The sequence below is a fragment of the Rivibacter subsaxonicus genome (assembly GCF_004217215.1).
GTDB lineage: Bacteria > Pseudomonadota > Gammaproteobacteria > Burkholderiales > Burkholderiaceae_C > Rivibacter > Rivibacter subsaxonicus.
Genome location: NZ_SHKP01000004.1, coordinates 835342 through 852346 on the forward strand (window position 1 = coordinate 835342; position 17005 = coordinate 852346).

19 protein-coding genes are annotated in these 17005 nt (G+C 70.8%); 11 read left to right on the top strand and 8 right to left on the bottom strand.

What is annotated here, in order from left to right; translation table 11 throughout:
- From EV670_RS03840 to EV670_RS03860, 6 genes are read left to right on the top strand one after another with little or no spacing between them, the layout of a single operon-like run.
- Positions 1-1647 carry a gamma-glutamyltransferase family protein gene (locus EV670_RS03840; protein ID WP_130430471.1) on the top strand — a complete coding sequence of 549 codons (1647 nt, stop codon included), beginning with the start codon at positions 1-3 and terminating at the stop codon, positions 1645-1647.
- Positions 1648-1653: 6 nt separating this feature from the next.
- Positions 1654-2475 (top strand): GNAT family N-acetyltransferase, encoded by an 822-nt coding sequence (locus tag EV670_RS03845; RefSeq protein WP_130430472.1) that lies wholly within the window; start codon positions 1654-1656, stop codon positions 2473-2475.
- A 29-nt stretch (positions 2476-2504) separates the two neighbouring features.
- The gene (locus EV670_RS03850) at positions 2505-3383 is read left to right on the top strand and encodes a DMT family transporter (protein WP_130430918.1); all 879 of its coding nucleotides are present in this window, start codon (positions 2505-2507) and stop codon (positions 3381-3383) included.
- A gap of 19 nt (positions 3384-3402) precedes the next feature.
- Positions 3403-4185 (top strand): SDR family oxidoreductase, encoded by a 783-nt coding sequence (locus EV670_RS03855; protein ID WP_130430473.1) that lies wholly within the window; start codon positions 3403-3405, stop codon positions 4183-4185.
- The gene (locus EV670_RS18925; RefSeq protein WP_278044406.1) at positions 4185-4307 is read left to right on the top strand and encodes a hypothetical protein; all 123 of its coding nucleotides are present in this window, start codon (positions 4185-4187) and stop codon (positions 4305-4307) included. Before EV670_RS03855 ends, EV670_RS18925 begins: the two co-directional genes overlap by 1 nt.
- Positions 4304-4951, top strand: a complete 648-nt coding sequence (locus EV670_RS03860) for a glutathione S-transferase family protein (RefSeq protein ID WP_130430474.1) — start codon at positions 4304-4306, stop codon at positions 4949-4951. The genes EV670_RS18925 and EV670_RS03860 overlap by 4 nt, the downstream gene beginning before the upstream one ends.
- 69 nt (positions 4952-5020) lie before the next feature.
- Here the strand turns inward: EV670_RS03860 and EV670_RS03865 are convergent, their stop codons facing one another.
- Genes EV670_RS03865 through EV670_RS03880 form a run of 4 tightly spaced genes read right to left on the bottom strand, consistent with a single transcriptional unit; the run spans position 5021 to position 8932 of the window.
- Positions 5021-5494, bottom strand: coding sequence for a GNAT family N-acetyltransferase (locus tag EV670_RS03865; RefSeq protein ID WP_165393226.1), 474 nt, complete (start codon positions 5492-5494; stop codon positions 5021-5023).
- A gap of 5 nt (positions 5495-5499) precedes the next feature.
- The gene (locus EV670_RS03870) at positions 5500-7584 is read right to left on the bottom strand and encodes a putative bifunctional diguanylate cyclase/phosphodiesterase (RefSeq protein ID WP_242616819.1); all 2085 of its coding nucleotides are present in this window, start codon (positions 7582-7584) and stop codon (positions 5500-5502) included.
- A gap of 57 nt (positions 7585-7641) precedes the next feature.
- Positions 7642-8565, bottom strand: coding sequence for a DMT family transporter (locus EV670_RS03875; RefSeq protein ID WP_242616820.1), 924 nt, complete (start codon positions 8563-8565; stop codon positions 7642-7644).
- A gap of 58 nt (positions 8566-8623) precedes the next feature.
- Entirely contained in the window at positions 8624-8932 is a 309-nt protein-coding gene (locus EV670_RS03880; RefSeq protein WP_130430478.1) for a DUF2007 domain-containing protein, read from the bottom strand.
- A 103-nt stretch (positions 8933-9035) separates the two neighbouring features.
- Here EV670_RS03880 and EV670_RS03885 point away from each other — a divergent pair, with 103 nt between their 5' ends.
- The 3 genes from EV670_RS03885 (at position 9036) to EV670_RS03895 (ending at position 10887) form a co-directional block, all read left to right on the top strand.
- Positions 9036-10028, top strand: a complete 993-nt coding sequence (locus tag EV670_RS03885) for a quinone oxidoreductase family protein (protein WP_130430479.1) — start codon at positions 9036-9038, stop codon at positions 10026-10028.
- Positions 10025-10483, top strand: a complete 459-nt coding sequence (locus EV670_RS03890; protein WP_130430480.1) for a GNAT family N-acetyltransferase — start codon at positions 10025-10027, stop codon at positions 10481-10483. The genes EV670_RS03885 and EV670_RS03890 overlap by 4 nt, the downstream gene beginning before the upstream one ends.
- A gap of 86 nt (positions 10484-10569) precedes the next feature.
- The gene (locus tag EV670_RS03895) at positions 10570-10887 is read left to right on the top strand and encodes a hypothetical protein (protein ID WP_130430481.1); all 318 of its coding nucleotides are present in this window, start codon (positions 10570-10572) and stop codon (positions 10885-10887) included.
- Between the two features lie 15 nt (positions 10888-10902).
- On the opposite strand, the gene EV670_RS03900 is transcribed toward EV670_RS03895, so the two are convergent.
- Positions 10903-11697, bottom strand: a complete 795-nt coding sequence (locus EV670_RS03900; protein ID WP_130430482.1) for a DUF2189 domain-containing protein — start codon at positions 11695-11697, stop codon at positions 10903-10905.
- A gap of 71 nt (positions 11698-11768) precedes the next feature.
- On the opposite strand from EV670_RS03900, the gene EV670_RS03905 reads away from it, so the two are divergent.
- Positions 11769-12167 carry a PPC domain-containing DNA-binding protein gene (locus EV670_RS03905; protein WP_130430483.1) on the top strand — a complete coding sequence of 133 codons (399 nt, stop codon included), beginning with the start codon at positions 11769-11771 and terminating at the stop codon, positions 12165-12167.
- Here the strand turns inward: EV670_RS03905 and lspA are convergent.
- Together lspA and ileS are read right to left on the bottom strand one after the other, a co-directional pair.
- Entirely contained in the window at positions 12164-12709 is a 546-nt protein-coding gene (gene lspA, locus EV670_RS03910; protein ID WP_130430484.1) for a signal peptidase II, read from the bottom strand. The genes EV670_RS03905 and lspA overlap by 4 nt on opposite strands.
- On the bottom strand, positions 12709-15576 hold the full coding sequence (ileS, locus tag EV670_RS03915; protein ID WP_130430485.1) for an isoleucine--tRNA ligase: 2868 nt from the start codon (positions 15574-15576) through the stop codon (positions 12709-12711). The genes lspA and ileS overlap by 1 nt, the downstream gene beginning before the upstream one ends.
- A gap of 363 nt (positions 15577-15939) precedes the next feature.
- Between ileS and EV670_RS03920 the strand changes: the two genes are divergently transcribed.
- Positions 15940-16317 carry a copper chaperone PCu(A)C gene (locus EV670_RS03920; protein ID WP_242616821.1) on the top strand — a complete coding sequence of 126 codons (378 nt, stop codon included), beginning with the start codon at positions 15940-15942 and terminating at the stop codon, positions 16315-16317.
- Positions 16318-16371: 54 nt separating this feature from the next.
- Here the strand turns inward: EV670_RS03920 and EV670_RS03925 are convergent, their stop codons facing one another.
- Positions 16372-16971, bottom strand: coding sequence for a hypothetical protein (locus tag EV670_RS03925; RefSeq protein ID WP_130430486.1), 600 nt, complete (start codon positions 16969-16971; stop codon positions 16372-16374).
- Positions 16972-17005: the final 34 nt, after the last annotated feature.

A 17005-nucleotide genomic window follows, 5' to 3' on the forward strand; every position in this document is an offset into this window, starting at 1 on the left:
ATGAAGCTCGACGCCGGTAACCCCTACGCCTCGCATCGCGCGCCGGTCTTCGCGCGCGATGTGGTTTCCACCTCGCATCCGCTGGCCTCGCAGGCCGGCCTGGCAATGCTGCGCGCCGGCGGCAACGCGGTCGATGCCGCGATCGCCGCCGCGGCGGTGATGACGATCGTCGAGCCCTGCAGCAACGGCCTCGGCTCGGACGCCTTCGCGATCCTCTGGGATGGCCGACAACTGGTCGGCCTCAACGCCAGCGGGCGCGCGCCGTCCGCCTGGACACCGGCCTGGTTCCGCGCGCGCCACGATGCCTCGGCGACCGCGCCGCCGGTGCGCGGCTGGGACAGCGTGACCGTGCCCGGCGCGGTGGCCGGCTGGGCCGCGCTGCATGGCCGCTACGGGCGCTTGCGCTTCGAGGACCTGCTGGCTCCGGCGGCCGAGGTTGCCGAGCGTGGCTACGCGGTGACACCGATCGTGCAGCACAAGTGGGCGGCGGCGGCGCAGGTCGAGGCGCTGGCCTCGCAGCCCGGCTTTGCCGAGGTCTTCCTGCCGCGTGGTCGCGCGCCGACGGTCGGCGAGCGCTTCGCGATGCCCGGCGCGGCGCGCGCGCTGCGGGCGATCGGCGCCACCGGCGGCGAGGCCTTCTACCGTGGCGAGATCGCGGCCGCGCTGGCCGCGTCGGCGCGCGAGCATGGCGCCGCGCTGGCCGAGGCCGACCTTGCGGCCTACCAGCCGCAGTGGGTCGATCCGATCGGCACCGACACCACCGGTGCCGATGGCCGCCGCTACACGCTGCACGAGATCCCGCCCAACGGCCAGGGCATCGCGGCACTGATCGCGCTGGCCATTGCCAACCATCTCGGCCTGCGCGAGTTGCCGGCCGACAGTCCGCAGGCCATGCACGGCTTGATCGAGGCGATGAAGCTGGCCTTCGCCGACGTCTACCGCTACGTCGCCGAGCCCGGGTCGATGCTGCTGACGCCGGCCCAGATGCTGGATCCGGCCTACATCGCCGAGCGCGCGCGCCTGGTCGACATGGACCGCGCCCAGCTCTTCGAGGCCGGCAATCCGCAGGCCGTGCACCGGCGCGGCGGCACCATCTACCTCAGCGCGGCCGACGCCGGCGGGATGATGGTGAGCTTCATCCAGAGTAACTACATGGGCTTCGGCTCCGGCGTCGTGCTGCCGGACTGGGGCGTCTCGCTGCAGAACCGCGGTCACGGTTTCAGTCTCGACCCGACGAGCCCGAACGTCGTCGCCCCCGGCAAGCGACCGTTCCACACGATCATCCCGGCGTTCCTGAGTTCCGAAGGACAACCAATAATGAGCTTCGGCGTGATGGGCGCCAACATGCAGCCGCAGGGCCACCTGCAGACGCTCGCGCGCATGCTGTGGTGGGGCCAGAGCCCGCAGGCCGCCTGCGACGCGCCGCGCTGGCGCTTCAATGCCGGGCTCGAACTCAACGTCGAGGCGACGATGCCGGCGGCCACCGTCGAGGGGCTGGTCGCGCGCGGCCATCGCATCGACACGCTGGCCGACAGCTACCAGGACTTCGGCGCCGGCCAGTTCATCTGGCGCCTGGGCGATCCGGCCGTGGACGGCTACGTCGCCGCCAGCGATCCGCGCCGCGACGGCCTGGCCGCGGGCTGGTAGCCCGCGATGAAACTCGCCGAACTCGGCCCCGGCTGGGAGACCGACTTTTTCCTGCATCGCGAGGACGCGCTCGTCAGCGAGTGCGACGACTGCATCGTCGTGCGCACCCCGTCGAGCCCGAGCTTCTACTGGGGCAACTGCCTGCTGTTGCCGGCACCGCCGGCCGATGCCGAGCTGGCGCACTGGCTGCAGCGCTTCGAGGCCGAGATAGGCGCGCTGCAGCCGCAGTCGAGCCATGTGGCGATCGGCATCAACGCGGTCACCGCGCCGCCGAGCCTGCCGAGCTGGGAGGCGGCCGGTTTCGAGCACGGCGAGTACGCGGTGCTCGAGCTGCGGCCGGATGGATTGGAGGCGCCGGTGCGCGCCGCGCGCGGCCGGATCGAGGTGCGAGAGCTCGACATCGAGGCTGAGTTGCCGGCGCTGGTCGATCTGCATCTCAGTACCCGCGACGGCTTCGACGAGGCCGGCTACCGCCTGCACCGCGAGCAGCAGATGCGCCGCTATGCGCGCATGGCACGCGAAGGCCGCGCCGCCTGGTTCGGCCTCTGGTGCGATGGCGTGCTGGCGGCCGATTGCGGGCTGGTGCGTGATGGCAAGCTGGGTCGCTTCCAGCGCGTGGCGGTGCATCCGGACTGGCGCCGCCTCGGCCTGGCCAGCGCGCTGGTGCATGCGGTCTCGGCGCATGGCTTCGAGCGGCTCGGGCTGCGGCTGATCCGCATGTGCGCCGACCCGCTCGACGTGGCGATCGGCATCTACCGTTCGCTCGGCTACCGGCAGGTGGCCAGCGAGTGGTGGATCGAGCGCCGCGCGCCGCAGGACCGCAAGTGAACCGCTCGCCGCCACGCGGTGGTGTCGGCATGGGCCTGCTGCTGGCGGTGGTCGGCGCGATCGCCTTCTCCGGCAAGGCGATCGTCGCCAAGCTGATGTACCGCCACGGTGTCGACGCGATCACCGTGCTCGGTCTGCGCATGCTGCTGGCGCTGCCGGCCTTCCTGCTGATGGCCTGGTGGGGCGGACGCGGCCAGCCGGCGCTGAGCGCCGCGCAGTGGCGCATGGTGGCGCTGCTCGGCTTTACCGGCTACTACCTCGCGAGCCTGCTCGACTTTGCCGGCCTGCAGTTCATCAGCGCCAGCCTCGAGCGGCTGATCCTCTACCTCAACCCGACGCTGGTGCTGCTGATCGGCGTGCTGCGCTTCGGCCACCGGGTCAGCGCGCGCCAGCTGGTGGCGATGGCGACCAGCTACGCCGGCATCCTGCTGGTCTTCGGCCACGAACTGGCGAGCACACCGGCCGGTGGCCCGGGCGCCACGACCGCGCTCGGCGCCGGCCTCGTGTTCGCGAGCGCGCTGAGCTACGCGATCTATCTGGCCTACGGCGGCGAACTGGTCAAGGCGCTCGGCTCGCTGCGCCTGGTCGGCTTGGCCAGCACCGTGGCCTGTGCGCTGGCGATCACGCAGTTCCTCGTGCTGCGGACCGAGGTGCTCGGCGCGATCCCGTCGCCGGTCTGGTGGCTGTCCGTGCTCAACGCCAGCCTGTGCACCGTGCTGCCGGTGCTGGCGGTGATGATGGCGATCGAGCGCCTCGGCGCGCCGCTGGCGGCGCAGGCCGGCATGATCGGCCCGCTGGCGACGCTGCTGATGGGCGCGGTCTTCCTGGGCGAGCCGTTGAACGCGTGGATCGGCGCCGGTACGCTGCTGGTGCTGGCGGGCGTGGCGCTGCTGGCGCGGGCGCGCTGAACTCATTCGAGGAGTCGAGATGGATCTGGGCATTCAAGGCAAGTGGGCGCTGGTCTGCGCCGCCAGCAAGGGTCTGGGCAAGGGCTGCGCGCAGGCGCTGGCCGCCGAGGGCGTCAACGTGGTGATCACCGCGCGTGGCGCCGAGGCGCTGGAGGCCACGGCGGCCGAGTTGCGCGCGGCCTATCCCTCGGTGCAGGTCGTCGCGGTGGCCGGCGACATCGCCACGCCGCAGGGCCGCGCGGCCGCACTCGCGGCCTGCCCGCAGGTCGACATCCTGGTCAACAACGCCGGCGGGCCGCCGCCGGGCGATTTTCGCGACTGGGACCGCGAGACCTGGATCAAGGCGCTCGACGCCAACATGCTGGCGCCGATCGAGCTGATCAAGGCCACGGTCGACCCGATGCTCGCGCGCGGCTTCGGCCGCATCGTCAACATCACCTCGGCCGCGGTGAAGGCGCCGATCGACATCCTCGGGCTGTCCAACGGCGCACGTTCGGGCCTGACCGGTTTCGTCGCCGGCCTCGCACGCAAGACGGTGGCGAAGAACGTCACGATCAACAACCTGCTGCCCGGCCCTTTCGACACCGACCGCCTGCGCGCGACGATGCAGGGTGCGGCCACCGCCAGCGGCCAGAGCCTGGACGCCGTGTTCGAGGCGCGCCGCAAGGCGCACCCTGCACAGCGCTTCGGCAGCGCGGCCGAGTTCGGCGCGGCCTGCGCCTTTCTGTGCAGCGCGCAGGCCGGCTACATCACCGGCCAGAACTGGCTGCTCGACGGCGGCGGCTATCCGGGCACGTTCTGATGAACGATGAACGCTTGGCTGCGCCATCGCATGAACGTGCCTGCGGCACGAATGAACTGTTCGTCGTTCATGCGACGCCGCGCAGCGGCGAGCGCTCATCGTTCATCGAGGAGCAAGCATGAGTGAACAGCACACGCTCTACGGCGCCAACGGCTCCGGCTCGGCCGCGGTCGAGGCGGCGCTGCTGCGCTGCGGCCTGCCCTACCGCGTGGTCGAGGGTGCGACCTGGGAGCCGGGACCGGGCTACGAGGAACTCAAGCGGGTCAATCCGCTGGCGCAGGTGCCGACGCTGGTGCTGCCCGACGGCACCGTGCTCAGCGAGAGCGCGGCGATCCTGATCCATCTCGGTCTCGCGCATCCGGATGGAGGCCTGCTGCCGGCCGAGCCCTCGGCGCGCGCACAGGCGATCCGCGGCCTGGTGTTCATCGCCGCCAACTGCTACGCGCTGATCGGCGTCAACGACTACCCCGAACGCTACGCCGACGTGCCCGACGAGGCCGCGCGCAAGCGCAGCATCGCGGTGGCGCGGGCGCGGCTGCACCTGCTGTGGGAACACTTCGCCGATCTCGCGCCGAAGGCCGATCCCTTCTTCGCCGGCGCCGAGCCGGGCGCGCTCGACATCCTGGCGGCGGTGGTCAGCCGCTGGTCCGGCGCGCGCAAGCACCTGAAGGCGGCGCGGCCGGCCTGCCACGCGCTGGTCGAGCGGGTCGACGCGCATCCGCAGTTCGCTCCGCTGTGGGCGCGGCACTGGCCGAAAGCCGCCTGACGTGAACGCCGGCGAACGGCGCTGCTGACATTGGCGCATGGCGCCACCGGCACCCGCTCCGCAGCAGGGCTAGAGCGCCTTCTCGTAGATCGACAAGGCCTTGCCTTCGTGCGTGATTCGCTCCAGGACTTGCCAGTGGGCTCGCTGGAGCAAGGTCCCGGCGGTGCTGGTGCCGCAGTAGATGTGCGTGAAGGCCAAGGCCCTGGCCTGGCTCTCCAGCGCCAGCAACAGCTGCAGGCCGATGCCCTGGCCACGGTGCGCCGGAGCTACCAGCCCGGCCGCAGCCCACGGCGAGAGATGCTTGTGGCTGGGAATCGACTCTGCCTTGAGCGCCGCGACACCGCAAACAACACCATCCTGCAATGCCAGCACCCCGACCGGGAGACTGCCCTGGTTCGAGAAGGATTGAAGATCCCGCGTGGCATCTCCCCGGCCCGTGCCGTACCACTCGGGCCATTCGGCTTCGTACCAGGACACGAGCACGGGCACCGCGTCGGGGTGAAGCGCGAGTGGCTCGATGCTGAGACGGGAGGTCGAATGCACGCGGTCTAGGCAATCGACCGATCGACCGGCGCCCGCTGCCGGGCCCAGGCCAGCAGCGCGCTTTCATCCAGCGGCGGCGCCACCAGGTGGCCCTGCTGCACGTCGCAGCCGAGGTCGGCCAGCACCCGGCGCTGCTCGATGGTCTCCACGCCCTCGGCCACCACCGCCATTCCCAGGCTGTGCGCCAGTTGCACGATGGCCTGGGTGATCGCGAGTGCGTCGCGGTCGCGGGTCAGGTCCTTGACGAAGCTGCGATCGATCTTGATCTTGTTGATCGGCAGGTCCTTGAGATGGCGCAGCGAGGAGTAGCCGGTGCCGAAGTCGTCGACCGCGATGCGGATGCCGAGCGCCTGCAGCGCCTGCAGCTTGCGCTTCACCTCGACCAGGTCGTCCATCAGCATGCGCTCGGTGAGCTCGAGCTCGAGCGCGTCGCCCGGCACCTGCAGTTCCTCGAGCAGGTGGGCCAGGCCGTCGACGAAGCCGTGCTGCTGGAACTGCAGGGTCGACAGGTTGACCGCGACCGGCGCCGTCAGGCCGGCGGCGCGCCAGCGGCGCGCGCTCTGCAGCGCCTCGCGCATCACCCACTGGCCGATCGGCACCATCAGCCGGCGCGCCTCGGCCACCGGCATGAAGACGTCGGGCATCAGCAGGCCGCGCTCGGGGTGCTGCCAGCGGATCAGCGCCTCGGCGCCGACCATCGCACCGTCGAACTCGCGCACCTGGGGCTGGAACTGCAGGCGGAAGGCGTTGGTCGCGATCGCCTGCGCTAGCTGGCCTTCCATCACCAGTGCGGCATAGGCATTGCGCGACAGCGTCGGATCGAAGAACTGCACGTTGGCGCGGCCGCGCGCCTTGGCGAGGTACATCGCGGCGTCGGCATGCTGGATCAGCTCGGCCGGCGTGCGCCCGTCCTCGGGGAACAGCGCCACGCCGATCGACGGCGAGACCGAGATCGGCCGCCCGCCGACGGTGATCGGCGCCTCGATGGCTGCCAGCAGCTTGGCCGCGACCTGCTCGACCACCGTCACGTCGTGGGCGCCCGCGGCCAGCACCATGAACTCGTCGCCGCCGAAGCGGGCCACGCGGTCGCTGTCGCGCAGCGCGCCGGTGATGCGCGTGGCCACCGTCTGCAGCAACGTGTCGCCGGCGAGGTGGCCGAGCGAGTCGTTGACGCGCTTGAAGTGGTCGAGGTCGATGAACAGCAGCGCAAAGCGCGCCTCGCCGGCGCGGTGCGAGGCGGCCATGCGATCGAGCTGCTGGACGAAGGCAATGCGGTTGGGCAGCCCGGTCAGCGCATCGTGGTGGGCGAGGTGGTTGATGCGCGCCTGCGCCGCGAGGCGGTCGCGGATGTCGCGCACGATCACGAAGCGCAGATGCTCGCCGTCGAGCGCGATGACGCGTGTCAGCAGCTCGACCGGGATCAGCGTGCCGTCGCGGTGGACGACCTCGACCTCGTAGCTGAGATCGGCACCGCCGCCGATGACCTCGATCACGCGCGGCACGTGCGCCGGCGCCACGAACTCGGTGGTGCGGCGGCCGATCAGCTCGTCGCGGGCGTAGCCGAGCAGGGCGCACAGCGCCGGGTTGACGTCGACCACCAGCGCGTTGCGATGGAAGACGATGCCCTCGGCGCTGGCCTCCATGAACTTGGCCAGGCGCGCCTCGCTCTCGCGCGCCTCCCGCTCGGCCTGGCGATGGCGGGTGACGTCCGACAGCCGCACGAAGGCGCCGAGCAACTGGCCGTCGGTGTCGAGGTGCGGCACCAGCTCGACCTCGATCCACATCTGCTGGCCCGCGGCGCTGACGAGCTCGCGCTCGTAGGAGACGCCTTCGTGCTCGCGGATCACGCGCTCGACCATTGGCCCGATCTGGGCCCAGCCGGCCTCGCCGACGACCTCGCGCACGCTGAGCCCGAGGATGGTCTCGGTCGTGAAGCCGAAGGTCTCGGCGTAGCGCCGGTTGGCAAAGTTGCAGCGCAGGCCTTCGGTCTCGTAGTACGCGATCAGGGCCGGCACGTGGTCGGCGAGCAGTCGCAGGCGCTGCGCCTCGTCGCCCGGGCCGGACGGGGGGAGGACGGGGGCGGCTGGCATCGGAGGCTGACGGTTGTCCATTCCATCATAGCCAGCGCATCGGGCGAGGGGCAGTGGTCAATGCCCGGTCCGCGGGGGCGCGCGCGACGACACGACGATGCCGCCGACGATCAGTGCAAAGGCCAGCGCGTGGTACCAGCGCGGCGCCTCGCCGAGCACCGCGGCCGAGAGCAGCGCGGCGATCAGCGGCGTCAGGTTGCCGAAGAAGGCCGCCGCCGCCGGGCCGGCCCGCGCCACCCCGAGCCCCCAGCAGCGGTAGGCGATCACCGAGGGGCCGATCGCCACGTAGACCAGCGCCAGCAGCACCGCCGGGCTCCAGTGGATCGTCGCGTCGCCCAGGGCCCGCTCGGCGCCGGCCGCGGCGCTGGCGCCGAGCAGGCCGAACATCACCTGCACCAGCAGGGTCTCGGCCCAGTTCCAGCCGCGCGGCTGGCCGTCGTCGCCGGTCACCTGGGGTGCCGACGCGCCCCGCATCGAGGCCGGCGGCCGCGCCAGCATCCAGCTGTAGAAGGCCCAGCCGATGATCGCCGCCAGCACGTAGAGGTCGCCGATGACGAACTGGACCCGCGCCAGCGCCGCCGGGCTGCCGCGCGCGATCACCAGCAGCACGCCGGCCAGAGACAGCACCGCCCCGACCAGCTGCGCGCGGCTCGGATGGACCCCGTGGAACAGCGCGCCGACCGCCAGCATCCAGACCGGCATCGAGGCGGCGATCAGGGTGACGTTGATCGGCGTCGAGCTCACCAGCGCCATGTATTGCAGCGCGTTGTAGCTGCCGACGCCGAGCGTGCCCAGCAGCAGCAGGTGCGGCCAGCGCGAGGCGATCTCGCCGGGTGCGCGCAGCACCCGCCAGCCCAGCGGCAGCAGGATCAGCAGCGCCAGCGACCAGCGCAGCGCGTTGAGCGCCAGTGGCGGCACCTGGCCCACCATCAGCCGCCCGACCACCGCGTTGCCGGCCCACAGCAGGGGCGGCAGCGACATCAGGAAGGCGGTCCTGGCGGAGATCCGGCTCATCCGTGACCCAACGAACGGGTCGGCATCATGCAGGCATCGCCGCGCCGCAGTTCCAGCATTGCTCGAAGGGTCCGTCGATCTGCTCGCCGCAGCCACGGCAGCACCAGCGGCGGCTCGGTCCGGCCGTCAGCAGGGCCAGCAGCGCGCGGGCGGCGTCGAGTTGGTCCGCCTCGCCCTCGATCCAGACCTCGGGCAGGGCCTCGTCGGGCGGGATACTGCCGGCCAGCGCCACCGCGTTGGCGCGCTGCACGCTGGCCGGGAAGCCGGACTGGCTGAGCCAGTCGGCCCACAGTGTGGCCAGCGCGAGGTTGGGGGCGATTTGCAGGCGTTGCATCGGCGGGGTGGCAAGCGAGGTCTTGCGAGTCTTGGCACCATACCGGAGAAGCTGGCGACGCAAGCGCAAGTTGCGCGCTTCAAACGAACACGAGGAACAGGACATGAGCAACACCGTCAAGGCCATCCGCATCGACGCCGTCGGCGGGCCAGGCCAGATGCGGCTCGTCGACGTGCCAGTGGGTGCGCCCGGCCCCGGCGAACTGCGCATCCGCCATCACGCCTGCGGCATCAACTACATCGACGTCTACCACCGCAACGGCATGTACCCCTTGCCGCTGCCGGCCGGCATCGGCATGGAGGGCGCCGGGGTGGTGGAGGCGATCGGTGCGGGCGTCGAGCATCTGGCGGTCGGCGACCGCGTGGCCTATGCCGGGCAGCCGCCCGGCAGCTACAGCCAGGCGCGCGTGATGCCGGCCAAGACGGTGGTGCAGCTGCCGGACGCGATCGACTTCGAGACCGGCGCGGCGATGATGCTCAAGGGGCTGACGGTGCAGTACCTGCTGCGCCAGACGCTGCCGCAGGCCGGGCTGGAGCGCGGCGACTTCGTGCTCTGGCACGCGGCGGCCGGCGGCGTCGGCCTGATCGCCTGCCAGTGGGCCAAGGCGCTCGGACTGCAGCTGATCGGCACCGCCGGCAGTGACGAGAAATGCGCGCTGGCCAGGGCCCATGGCGCGGCGCACACGATCAACTACCGCAGCGAGGACTTCGTCGCCCGGGTCAGGGAGATCACCGGCGGCGCCGGCGTCAAGGTGGTCTACGACTCGGTCGGCAAGGACACCTTCGAGCGCTCCCTCGATTGCCTGCGCCCCTTCGGCCTGCTCGCCAGCTACGGCAGCGCCTCGGGCCCGGCCGCGCCGCTCAACATCGGCCTGCTGGCGGCCAAGGGCTCGCTCTACGTGACGCGGCCGACGCTGTTCACCCACATCGCCACGCGCGAGCGGACCCAGGCCATGGCCGACGATCTGTTCGCCATCGTGCAGAGCGGCGCGGTGAAGATTCCCGTCGAGCGACGCTACGCGCTGGCCGACGCGGCGCAGGCGCACGAGGATCTGGAGGCGCGGCTGACGGTGGGATGCAGCGTGTTGATTCCATGATTGGGGCGCTGGACTTTGCGTTGCGCGGCTTCGACGAACTGAACACCCGCGAGCTGTACGCGCTGCTGCGGCTGCGCCAGGAGGTGTTCGTGATCGAGCAGCACTGCGCCTATCTCGACGCCGACGGCATCGACCTGCAGAGCTGGCATCTGCTCGGCCGCGACGAGCAGGGCGCTTTGCGCGCCTACCTGCGGATCGTGCCGCCCGGCCTCAAGTACACGGAGCCCTCGATCGGCCGTGTCATCAGCGCCGGCGCGGTGCGCGGCAGCGGCGCCGGCCGCGCGCTGATGGTCGAAGGCGTGGCGCACGCCGGCCGACTGTTCCCCGGCCTTGGCCTGCGCATCTCGGCGCAGGCGCGGCTGCAGCGCTTCTACGAGGGCTTCGGCTTCGTGGCCGAGGGTGCCGAGTACCTGGAAGACAACATCCCGCACGTCGAGATGGCGCGCCGGCCCTAGGCGCCAGATCTGGCTGGCAACGCCGCGCGCGGATCGCGGCCGGCGCTCGACAATGGCCGTCCACCCGACTCACGCCGGAGATCACCATGTTCGAGAAGCTCAAGGGCATCGCCGGCAGCACCGTCGATGGCGTTGCGTCCACGGTCAGGAGCGGCGCCGCCAGCGTGGTCGATGCCGCCGGCTCGGTGGCCAACACCTTCAACGAGAAGGCGGTGCACACCGCAGTGCAGGAGATGCGCACGGTGCTGCAGATTGCCGCCGCCGACCTGCAGGCGCACCCGGTGGTCGCTGGGCCGGTCACCCTGACCGCCTCGGTCGATCTGGTGTTCACCGCGCTGCAGATGCAGGTCGTGATCGAGCCGCAAGGCGAGCCGCGCGTGGACGAGGTGCCGCCGCCCGGCTGATGGCGCGGCTGGCTCTTAGGCCGGTGGACGCACCGCGCCGCGGTAGGCGTGCCAGGTGGCGTGTCCGAGCACCGGTGCCGCCACCAGCAACCCCAGGAAGTAGGGCAGCATCGCCAGCACCACGATCAGCGTGATCAGCGCGCCCCACCAGAGCATCACCAACGGCTGCGCCAGCACCAGGCGCAGGCTGGTGAGCGCGGCGGTGATGGCGTCGACCGGCTGGTCGAGCAGCATCGGAATGCTGATGACGCTGACCGCGAAGATCAGGCCGGCGAAGACGCCGCCGACCGCGAGGTAGGCGAGGATGAACTCCAGGTTCTGCGGGTCGAGCAGGGCCGCGATCGAACCCTGGAAGTCGGGCATGCCGTCGAAGCTCAACGCAAAGACCACCAGCGAGGCGCGGGCCCAGATCAGCTCGAGGATCAGCAACGCACCGCCGAACAGCGCCAGCGCACCGACCCGGTCTTCCCAGGCCAGCAGCGAGTCGCCGAGGTCGGGCTTCTGCCCGCGCTCGAGCCGCTGGCTGACCTGGTAGAGGCCAAGGCACATGAAGGGGCCGACGAGCAGGAAGCCGGCCGCCAGCGCCAGCACATAGGCCGGCGCGTGGCTGAACAGGTAGAGCAGCAGGTAGCCCATGCCGGCGAAGGCGGCGCCGTAGAACAGGCCGATCCAGGGCGCGCGGATGAAGTCGCGCCAGCCGAGTGCGAGCCAGCGCAGCGGGTCGACCAGGCGCAGCGGCCGCAGCGAGTAGTCGAAGACGCCGGGCGGTCGCGCGGGCGCGGGTGATGACGGGTCGGGAGCCGGGCTCATGGCATGACGGTAGCGCGAGCCGCGGCGCTCGCGCTACGGGAGCTTCACCGGATGCGGTAGTCTGGCCGTCGATGCAATGCCTTCCCATCCGACTGCGTCCTGGCGACGACCTGCGGCCGGCGATCGAGGCCGCGGTGGCGGCGCACGGCGGCGCCGGTGCCTTCGTGCTTGCCGGCATCGGCAGCCTGGACGGCGCCTCGCTGCGCCTGGCCGGTGCCGAGCAGTTGCTGCGGCTCGACGGCGACCTGGAGATCCTCACGCTGGCCGGCAGCGTCAGCGCCGACGGCTCGCACCTGCACATGAGCGTGGCCGATGCGCAGGGCAGGGTCTGGGGCGGGCATGTGACGCCGGGCTGCATCGTGCGCACCACGGCCGAGCTGCTGCTGGCGCTGCTGCCGCCAGGGCAACTGGGCCGGGCCTTCGATCCGGCCACCGGCTACACCGAACTCGTGGTTCGGCCGCCCGGCTAGGGCTTGCCGCGCACCCGCTGCACCTCGTCGACGATCAGCAGCATCGCACCGAGCGTGATCGCGGCGTCGGCCAGGTTGAAGGCCGGGAAATGGCCGCCGGGGAACAGCGGCGCCAGGAAGCGGAAGTGGAAGTCGAGGAAGTCGACCACGTAGCCATGCACCAGGCGGTCGATGACGTTGCCGATCGCGCCACCCATGATCAGCGTCAGGCCCCAGGCAAATCGCTTCTGGGTCGCGCCATGGCTTCGCAGCATCACGATGCAGAAGGCCGAGAACGCGAGGCCGAGCGCGACGAAGAACCAGCGCTGCCAGCCCGAGGCGCCGGCCAGGAAGCTGAACGCGGCGCCGGTGTTGTGGACCCGGACCACGTTGAAGAAGCTCGTCACCTCGCGCACGTCGCCGTAGTTGAAGCTGCGGACGATCAGGAACTTGGTCAACTGGTCCGCAACGACGACCAGCGCCGCGATCAGCAGCCAGAACAGCAGGCCGCTGCCCGTGGTCGAGCGGCTGCCGTCACGGTTGGTGGCGGTGGCGCGCGCCATCAGGCCACCGTGCGGACTTCGCCCGCGCCCTCGAGGTTGCCGACGCAGCGGCCGCAGATGGTGGGGTGCGCGGGGTCGCTGCCGACGTCGGCGCGGTAGTGCCAGCAGCGCTCGCACTTGCTCGCGCTGCTCGGACTGACCTGCACCGCGAGTTCGGTGCCCGCCAACAGTTCGGCCGCCGAGGTGATCAGCACGAAGCGCAGGTCATTGCCGAGCGAGGCCAGCAGCGCGCGGTCCTCGTCATTGGCGGTGATGCCGAGTTCGGCCTGCAGCGAGGCACCGACGCCGCCCTCGGCGCGCACCGCCTCGATCGCCTTGTTGGCGACCGCGCGGATCTCGATGATCCGTTGCCACTTGGCCAGCAGCGCCTCGTCGCCGCCCTCGGCAAAGCGCCAGTAGGTTTCGGTGAAGATCGATGGCGACACCGGCGCGCCCTTCGGCCCGGCGGCGAAGATCGGCCAGGCCTCCTCGGCGGTGAAGCTGAGGAAGGGCGCCATCCAGCGCAGCATCGCGTGCGTGATCTGCCACAGCGCGGTCTGCGCCGAGCGCCGCGCCAGGCTCTTGGGCGCGGTGGTGTAGAGCCTGTCCTTGAGCACGTCGAGGTAGAAGGCGCCGAGGTCCTCGCTGCAGTAGACCTGCAGCTTGGCGACCACCGGGTGGAACTCGTAGACCTCGTAGTGGGCCAGGATCTCGCGCTGCAGCTGGCCGGCACGGGCGAGCGCGTAGCGGTCGATCTCGAGCAGTTGGTCGTGCGGCACCGCATCGACCGCCGGATCGAAGTCGCTGGTGTTGGCGAGCAGGAAGCGCAGCGTGTTGCGGATGCGGCGGTAGGCATCGACCACGCGGGCCAGGATCTTGTCGTCGATGTTGAGATCGCCCGAGTAGTCGGTGCTGGCCACCCACAGCCGGATGATCTCGGCGCCGAGCTTCTCGCTGACGCTCTGCGGCGCGACCACGTTGCCCAGGCTCTTGCTCATCTTGCGGCCGTTGCCGTCGGTCGCGAAGCCGTGCGTCAGCAGGCCCTTGTAGGGCGCGCGGCCTTCGAGCGCGCAGGCGATCAGCAGCGAGCTGTGGAACCAGCCGCGGTGCTGGTCGTGGCCTTCGAGGTAGAGATCGGCCTCGGGGCCGCTGTCATGGCCGGCGCCGGCGTGCGAGCCCTTGAGCACATGGCTGAAGGTCGAGCCCGAGTCGAACCAGACGTCGAGGATGTCGCTGCTCTTGGTGTACTCCTCGGCTTCGTCGCCGAGCCACTCGCGCGCATCGAGCTTGGCCCAGCCCTCGACCCCGCCCTGCTCGACCAGAAGCGCCGCGCGCTCGATGAACTCCATCGTGCGCGGGTGCAGCGCGTCCGTCACCTTGTGCAGGAAGAAGGGCAGCGGCACGCCCCAGCTGCGCTGGCGGCTGATGCACCAGTCGGGCCGGTTGGCGATCATGTCGTGCAGGCGGGCGCGGCCGTTCTCCGGATAGAAGGAGGTCGCGTCGATCGCCGCCAGCGCCGTCTCGCGCAGCGTGCCGGGCGCCTTGGCGGTCGTGAACACGCCTTCGCCCTCGTCCATGCGCACGAACCACTGTGCCGCCGCGCGGTAGATCACCGGCGTCTTGTGGCGCCAGCAATGCGGGTAGCTGTGGCTGAACTGGCTGCTCGCCAGCAACCGGCCGGCGTCGCGCAGTGCCTCGACGATCTTCGGGTTCGCCTTCCAGATGAACTGGCCGCCGAACAGCGGCAACTCGGCGGCGTAGACGCCGTTGCCCTGCACCGGATTCAGGATGTCCTTGTGCGACAGGCCATGCGCAGTGCAGCTCTGGAAGTCGTCGACGCCGTAGGCCGGCGCCGAGTGCACGAGGCCGGTGCCGTCGTCGGCGGTGGCGTAGTCGGCCAGGTAGATCGGCGCGGTGCGCGCATAGCCGGGGTCGACCGCGGCCAGCGGATGGTGGAACTCGATCAGGTCGAGCTTCCAGCCCTTGGCGGTGGCGAGCACCTTGCCCTGCAGGCCGTAGCGCTCGAGGCACTTGTCGACCAGCGCCACGGCGAGCAGCAGCAGGCCGCGCTCGGTGTCGACCAGCGCGTACTCGAGCTCGGGGTTCAGGTTCAGCGCCTGGTTGGCCGGCAGCGTCCACGGGGTCGTGGTCCAGATCACCGCGAAGGCGTCCTTGCCGGCCAGTGAGGGCAGGCCGAAGGCCGTGGCCAGGCGCTCGGGCTGGGCGCAGAGGAAGGCCACGTCGACGGTGGGCGAGACCTTGTCGGCGTACTCGATCTCGAACTCGGCCAGCGAGCTGCCGCAGTCGAAGCACCAGTAGACCGGCTTCAGGCCGCGGTAGACGTAGCCGCGTTCCATCAGCCCCTTCAGCGCGCGGATCTCGCCGGCCTCGTTGCCGAAGTCCATCGTGCGGTAGGGCCGGTCCCAGGCGCCGAGCACGCCCAGGCGCTTGAAGTCGGCCATCTGCTGCGCGATCTGCTCGGTGGCGTAGGCGCGGCTCTTTGCCTGCACCTCGTCGCGGCTGAGACCGCGGCCGAAGTTCTTCTCGATCTGGTTCTCGATCGGCAGGCCGTGGCAGTCCCAGCCCGGCACGTAGAGCGCGTCATAGCCGGCCAGCTGGCGTGCCTTGACGATGCTGTCCTTGAGGATCTTGTTGAGCGCATGACCGATGTGCAGCGCGCCGTTGGCATAGGGCGGGCCGTCGTGCAGCACGAAGCGTGGCGCGCCGATGCGGGCGTCGCGCAGGCGCTGGTAGGTGCCTTGCTCTTCCCACTGTTTCACCCAGCCCGGCTCGCGCCTGGGCAGGTCGCCGCGCATCGGAAACGGCGTGTCGGGCAGGTTCAGCGTGGCGCGGTAGTCCACGGGGGCGGGGTTGGTGGCGTCGTTCATGGCAGAGGCTTTCCGGTCCGGGTCGGGAGCCCGTGGCGGGCAGCAGGGGGCTGCGGGCGGCAGGGCGAGGAGTAGCTGGGTCCCCGAGGGGTGGGGACGACCCGGAGGGTCAAATTCGGTCGCGTGTGGTCTGGCGACGCGTGGCCGCGCCGAGGCAGCCGGCACGCTGGCCGGTCGGGCGCTGGGGGCTCGCAAGCGAACTCATGGCTCGATTCTACCGGGGCTGCACTGCGGCTCGAGCGCGGCGGTGCACGCCTAAACTGCCCGCAGTTCTGCAAGGAGAGCCGTTTGAAGAATCGCATCCATCAGGCCGCATTCGCCCTTGGCGTTGTGCTGTCCAGCGCCGCAGCGTCGGCTCAGTCGGTGACCGTCAGTGACCCCTGGGTTCGCGCCACGGTCGCCCAGCAGCCGGCGACCGGCGCCTTCATGCAACTGCTGTCGGTCCAGGGCGCCCGTGTTCTCGAGGCACGCTCGCCGGCGGCGGCGATGGTCGAGATCCACGAGATGAAGATGGACGGCGGCGTGATGCAGATGCGCCCGGTTCAGGCGCTCGAGCTGCCCGCCGGCAAGACTGTCGAGCTCAAGCCGGGTGGCTACCACGTGATGCTGATGGGCCTGAAGCAGCAACTCAAGGAAGGCGACAGCGTGCCGCTGAGCCTGGTGGTGGAGACCGCAGGCGGCAAGCGCGAGACGATCGAGCTGAAGGCGCCGGTGCGCGCCCTCGGTGCCGTCAAGCACTAGCTGCGACGATGACGCGCACCGGCCGCCGCGGCGGCCGGTGCAACGTAGAGCAGCCTACTTCGGCGCCGGATCGACCCGCAGCGCCACGGATTCGCGGAAGCGGGCCTCGACCAAGTCGCCGACCTTCACTTCCTTGAGTAGCGCCGGGTCCTCGACCTTCAGATCGACCGTGCGCTGCGGGCCGCGCAACCGGACCATCTGCGTCTTGGCATCGATCGACACCACGTTGGCGGTGATCGTGACCTCACGCACGGCAGTCGCCGCCGGCGCGCTGCCTTCGGGCGCGCGGGTTCCGCTGACGGCTTCGACCCGCTCGGGCGCGGCGCCGCTGCCCTTCTTGAGCGAAAGCGCGCCGGCGATGGCGTAGGTGAGCACGACGCGATCGCCAACCTTCACCTGGGCCAGGTTCCTGACCTCGGGCCCGGCGATGAAGCTCATCTGCGAGCCGTCCTCGGCCTTCAGCGTGACCGCGCGCGAGGCCTGATCGATCGCGGCCACCGTCGCGGCGACGCGCATCGCGCTGGCACCGGCGGGCATGGCCGGTGCTGCCGGATTGGGCTTGCTGGGCGCGTCGCCGGCGGCCAGCGCCAGCTGAGACACGGCAGCCAGCAGCGCGAGCGACAGTACGCTGCGGTAGCGATGGGTTCTCGTCATCCTGCTTCTCCTGATCGGACTGCCGGGCCACGCG

What these genes read in the sequence shown, in the direction of transcription:
- EV670_RS03840 (WP_130430471.1), top strand. Translation starts at nt 1, where the DNA reads ATGAAGCTCGACGCCGGTAACCCCTACGCCTCGCATCGCGCGCCGGTC.
- EV670_RS03845 (WP_130430472.1), top strand. Translation starts at nt 1,654, where the DNA reads ATGAAACTCGCCGAACTCGGCCCCGGCTGGGAGACCGACTTTTTCCTG.
- EV670_RS03850 (WP_130430918.1), top strand. Translation starts at nt 2,505, where the DNA reads ATGGGCCTGCTGCTGGCGGTGGTCGGCGCGATCGCCTTCTCCGGCAAG.
- EV670_RS03855 (WP_130430473.1), top strand. Translation starts at nt 3,403, where the DNA reads ATGGATCTGGGCATTCAAGGCAAGTGGGCGCTGGTCTGCGCCGCCAGC.
- EV670_RS18925 (WP_278044406.1), top strand. Translation starts at nt 4,185, where the DNA reads ATGAACGATGAACGCTTGGCTGCGCCATCGCATGAACGTGCCTGCGGC.
- EV670_RS03860 (WP_130430474.1), top strand. Translation starts at nt 4,304, where the DNA reads ATGAGTGAACAGCACACGCTCTACGGCGCCAACGGCTCCGGCTCGGCC.
- EV670_RS03870 (WP_242616819.1), bottom strand. Translation starts at nt 7,584, where the DNA reads ATGCCAGCCGCCCCCGTCCTCCCCCCGTCCGGCCCGGGCGACGAGGCG.
- EV670_RS03875 (WP_242616820.1), bottom strand. Translation starts at nt 8,565, where the DNA reads ATGTCGCTGCCGCCCCTGCTGTGGGCCGGCAACGCGGTGGTCGGGCGG.
- EV670_RS03880 (WP_130430478.1), bottom strand. Translation starts at nt 8,932, where the DNA reads ATGCAACGCCTGCAAATCGCCCCCAACCTCGCGCTGGCCACACTGTGG.
- EV670_RS03885 (WP_130430479.1), top strand. Translation starts at nt 9,036, where the DNA reads ATGAGCAACACCGTCAAGGCCATCCGCATCGACGCCGTCGGCGGGCCA.
- EV670_RS03890 (WP_130430480.1), top strand. Translation starts at nt 10,025, where the DNA reads ATGATTGGGGCGCTGGACTTTGCGTTGCGCGGCTTCGACGAACTGAAC.
- EV670_RS03895 (WP_130430481.1), top strand. Translation starts at nt 10,570, where the DNA reads ATGTTCGAGAAGCTCAAGGGCATCGCCGGCAGCACCGTCGATGGCGTT.
- EV670_RS03900 (WP_130430482.1), bottom strand. Translation starts at nt 11,697, where the DNA reads ATGAGCCCGGCTCCCGACCCGTCATCACCCGCGCCCGCGCGACCGCCC.
- EV670_RS03905 (WP_130430483.1), top strand. Translation starts at nt 11,769, where the DNA reads ATGCAATGCCTTCCCATCCGACTGCGTCCTGGCGACGACCTGCGGCCG.
- lspA (WP_130430484.1), bottom strand. Translation starts at nt 12,709, where the DNA reads ATGGCGCGCGCCACCGCCACCAACCGTGACGGCAGCCGCTCGACCACG.
- ileS (WP_130430485.1), bottom strand. Translation starts at nt 15,576, where the DNA reads ATGAACGACGCCACCAACCCCGCCCCCGTGGACTACCGCGCCACGCTG.
- EV670_RS03925 (WP_130430486.1), bottom strand. Translation starts at nt 16,971, where the DNA reads ATGACGAGAACCCATCGCTACCGCAGCGTACTGTCGCTCGCGCTGCTG.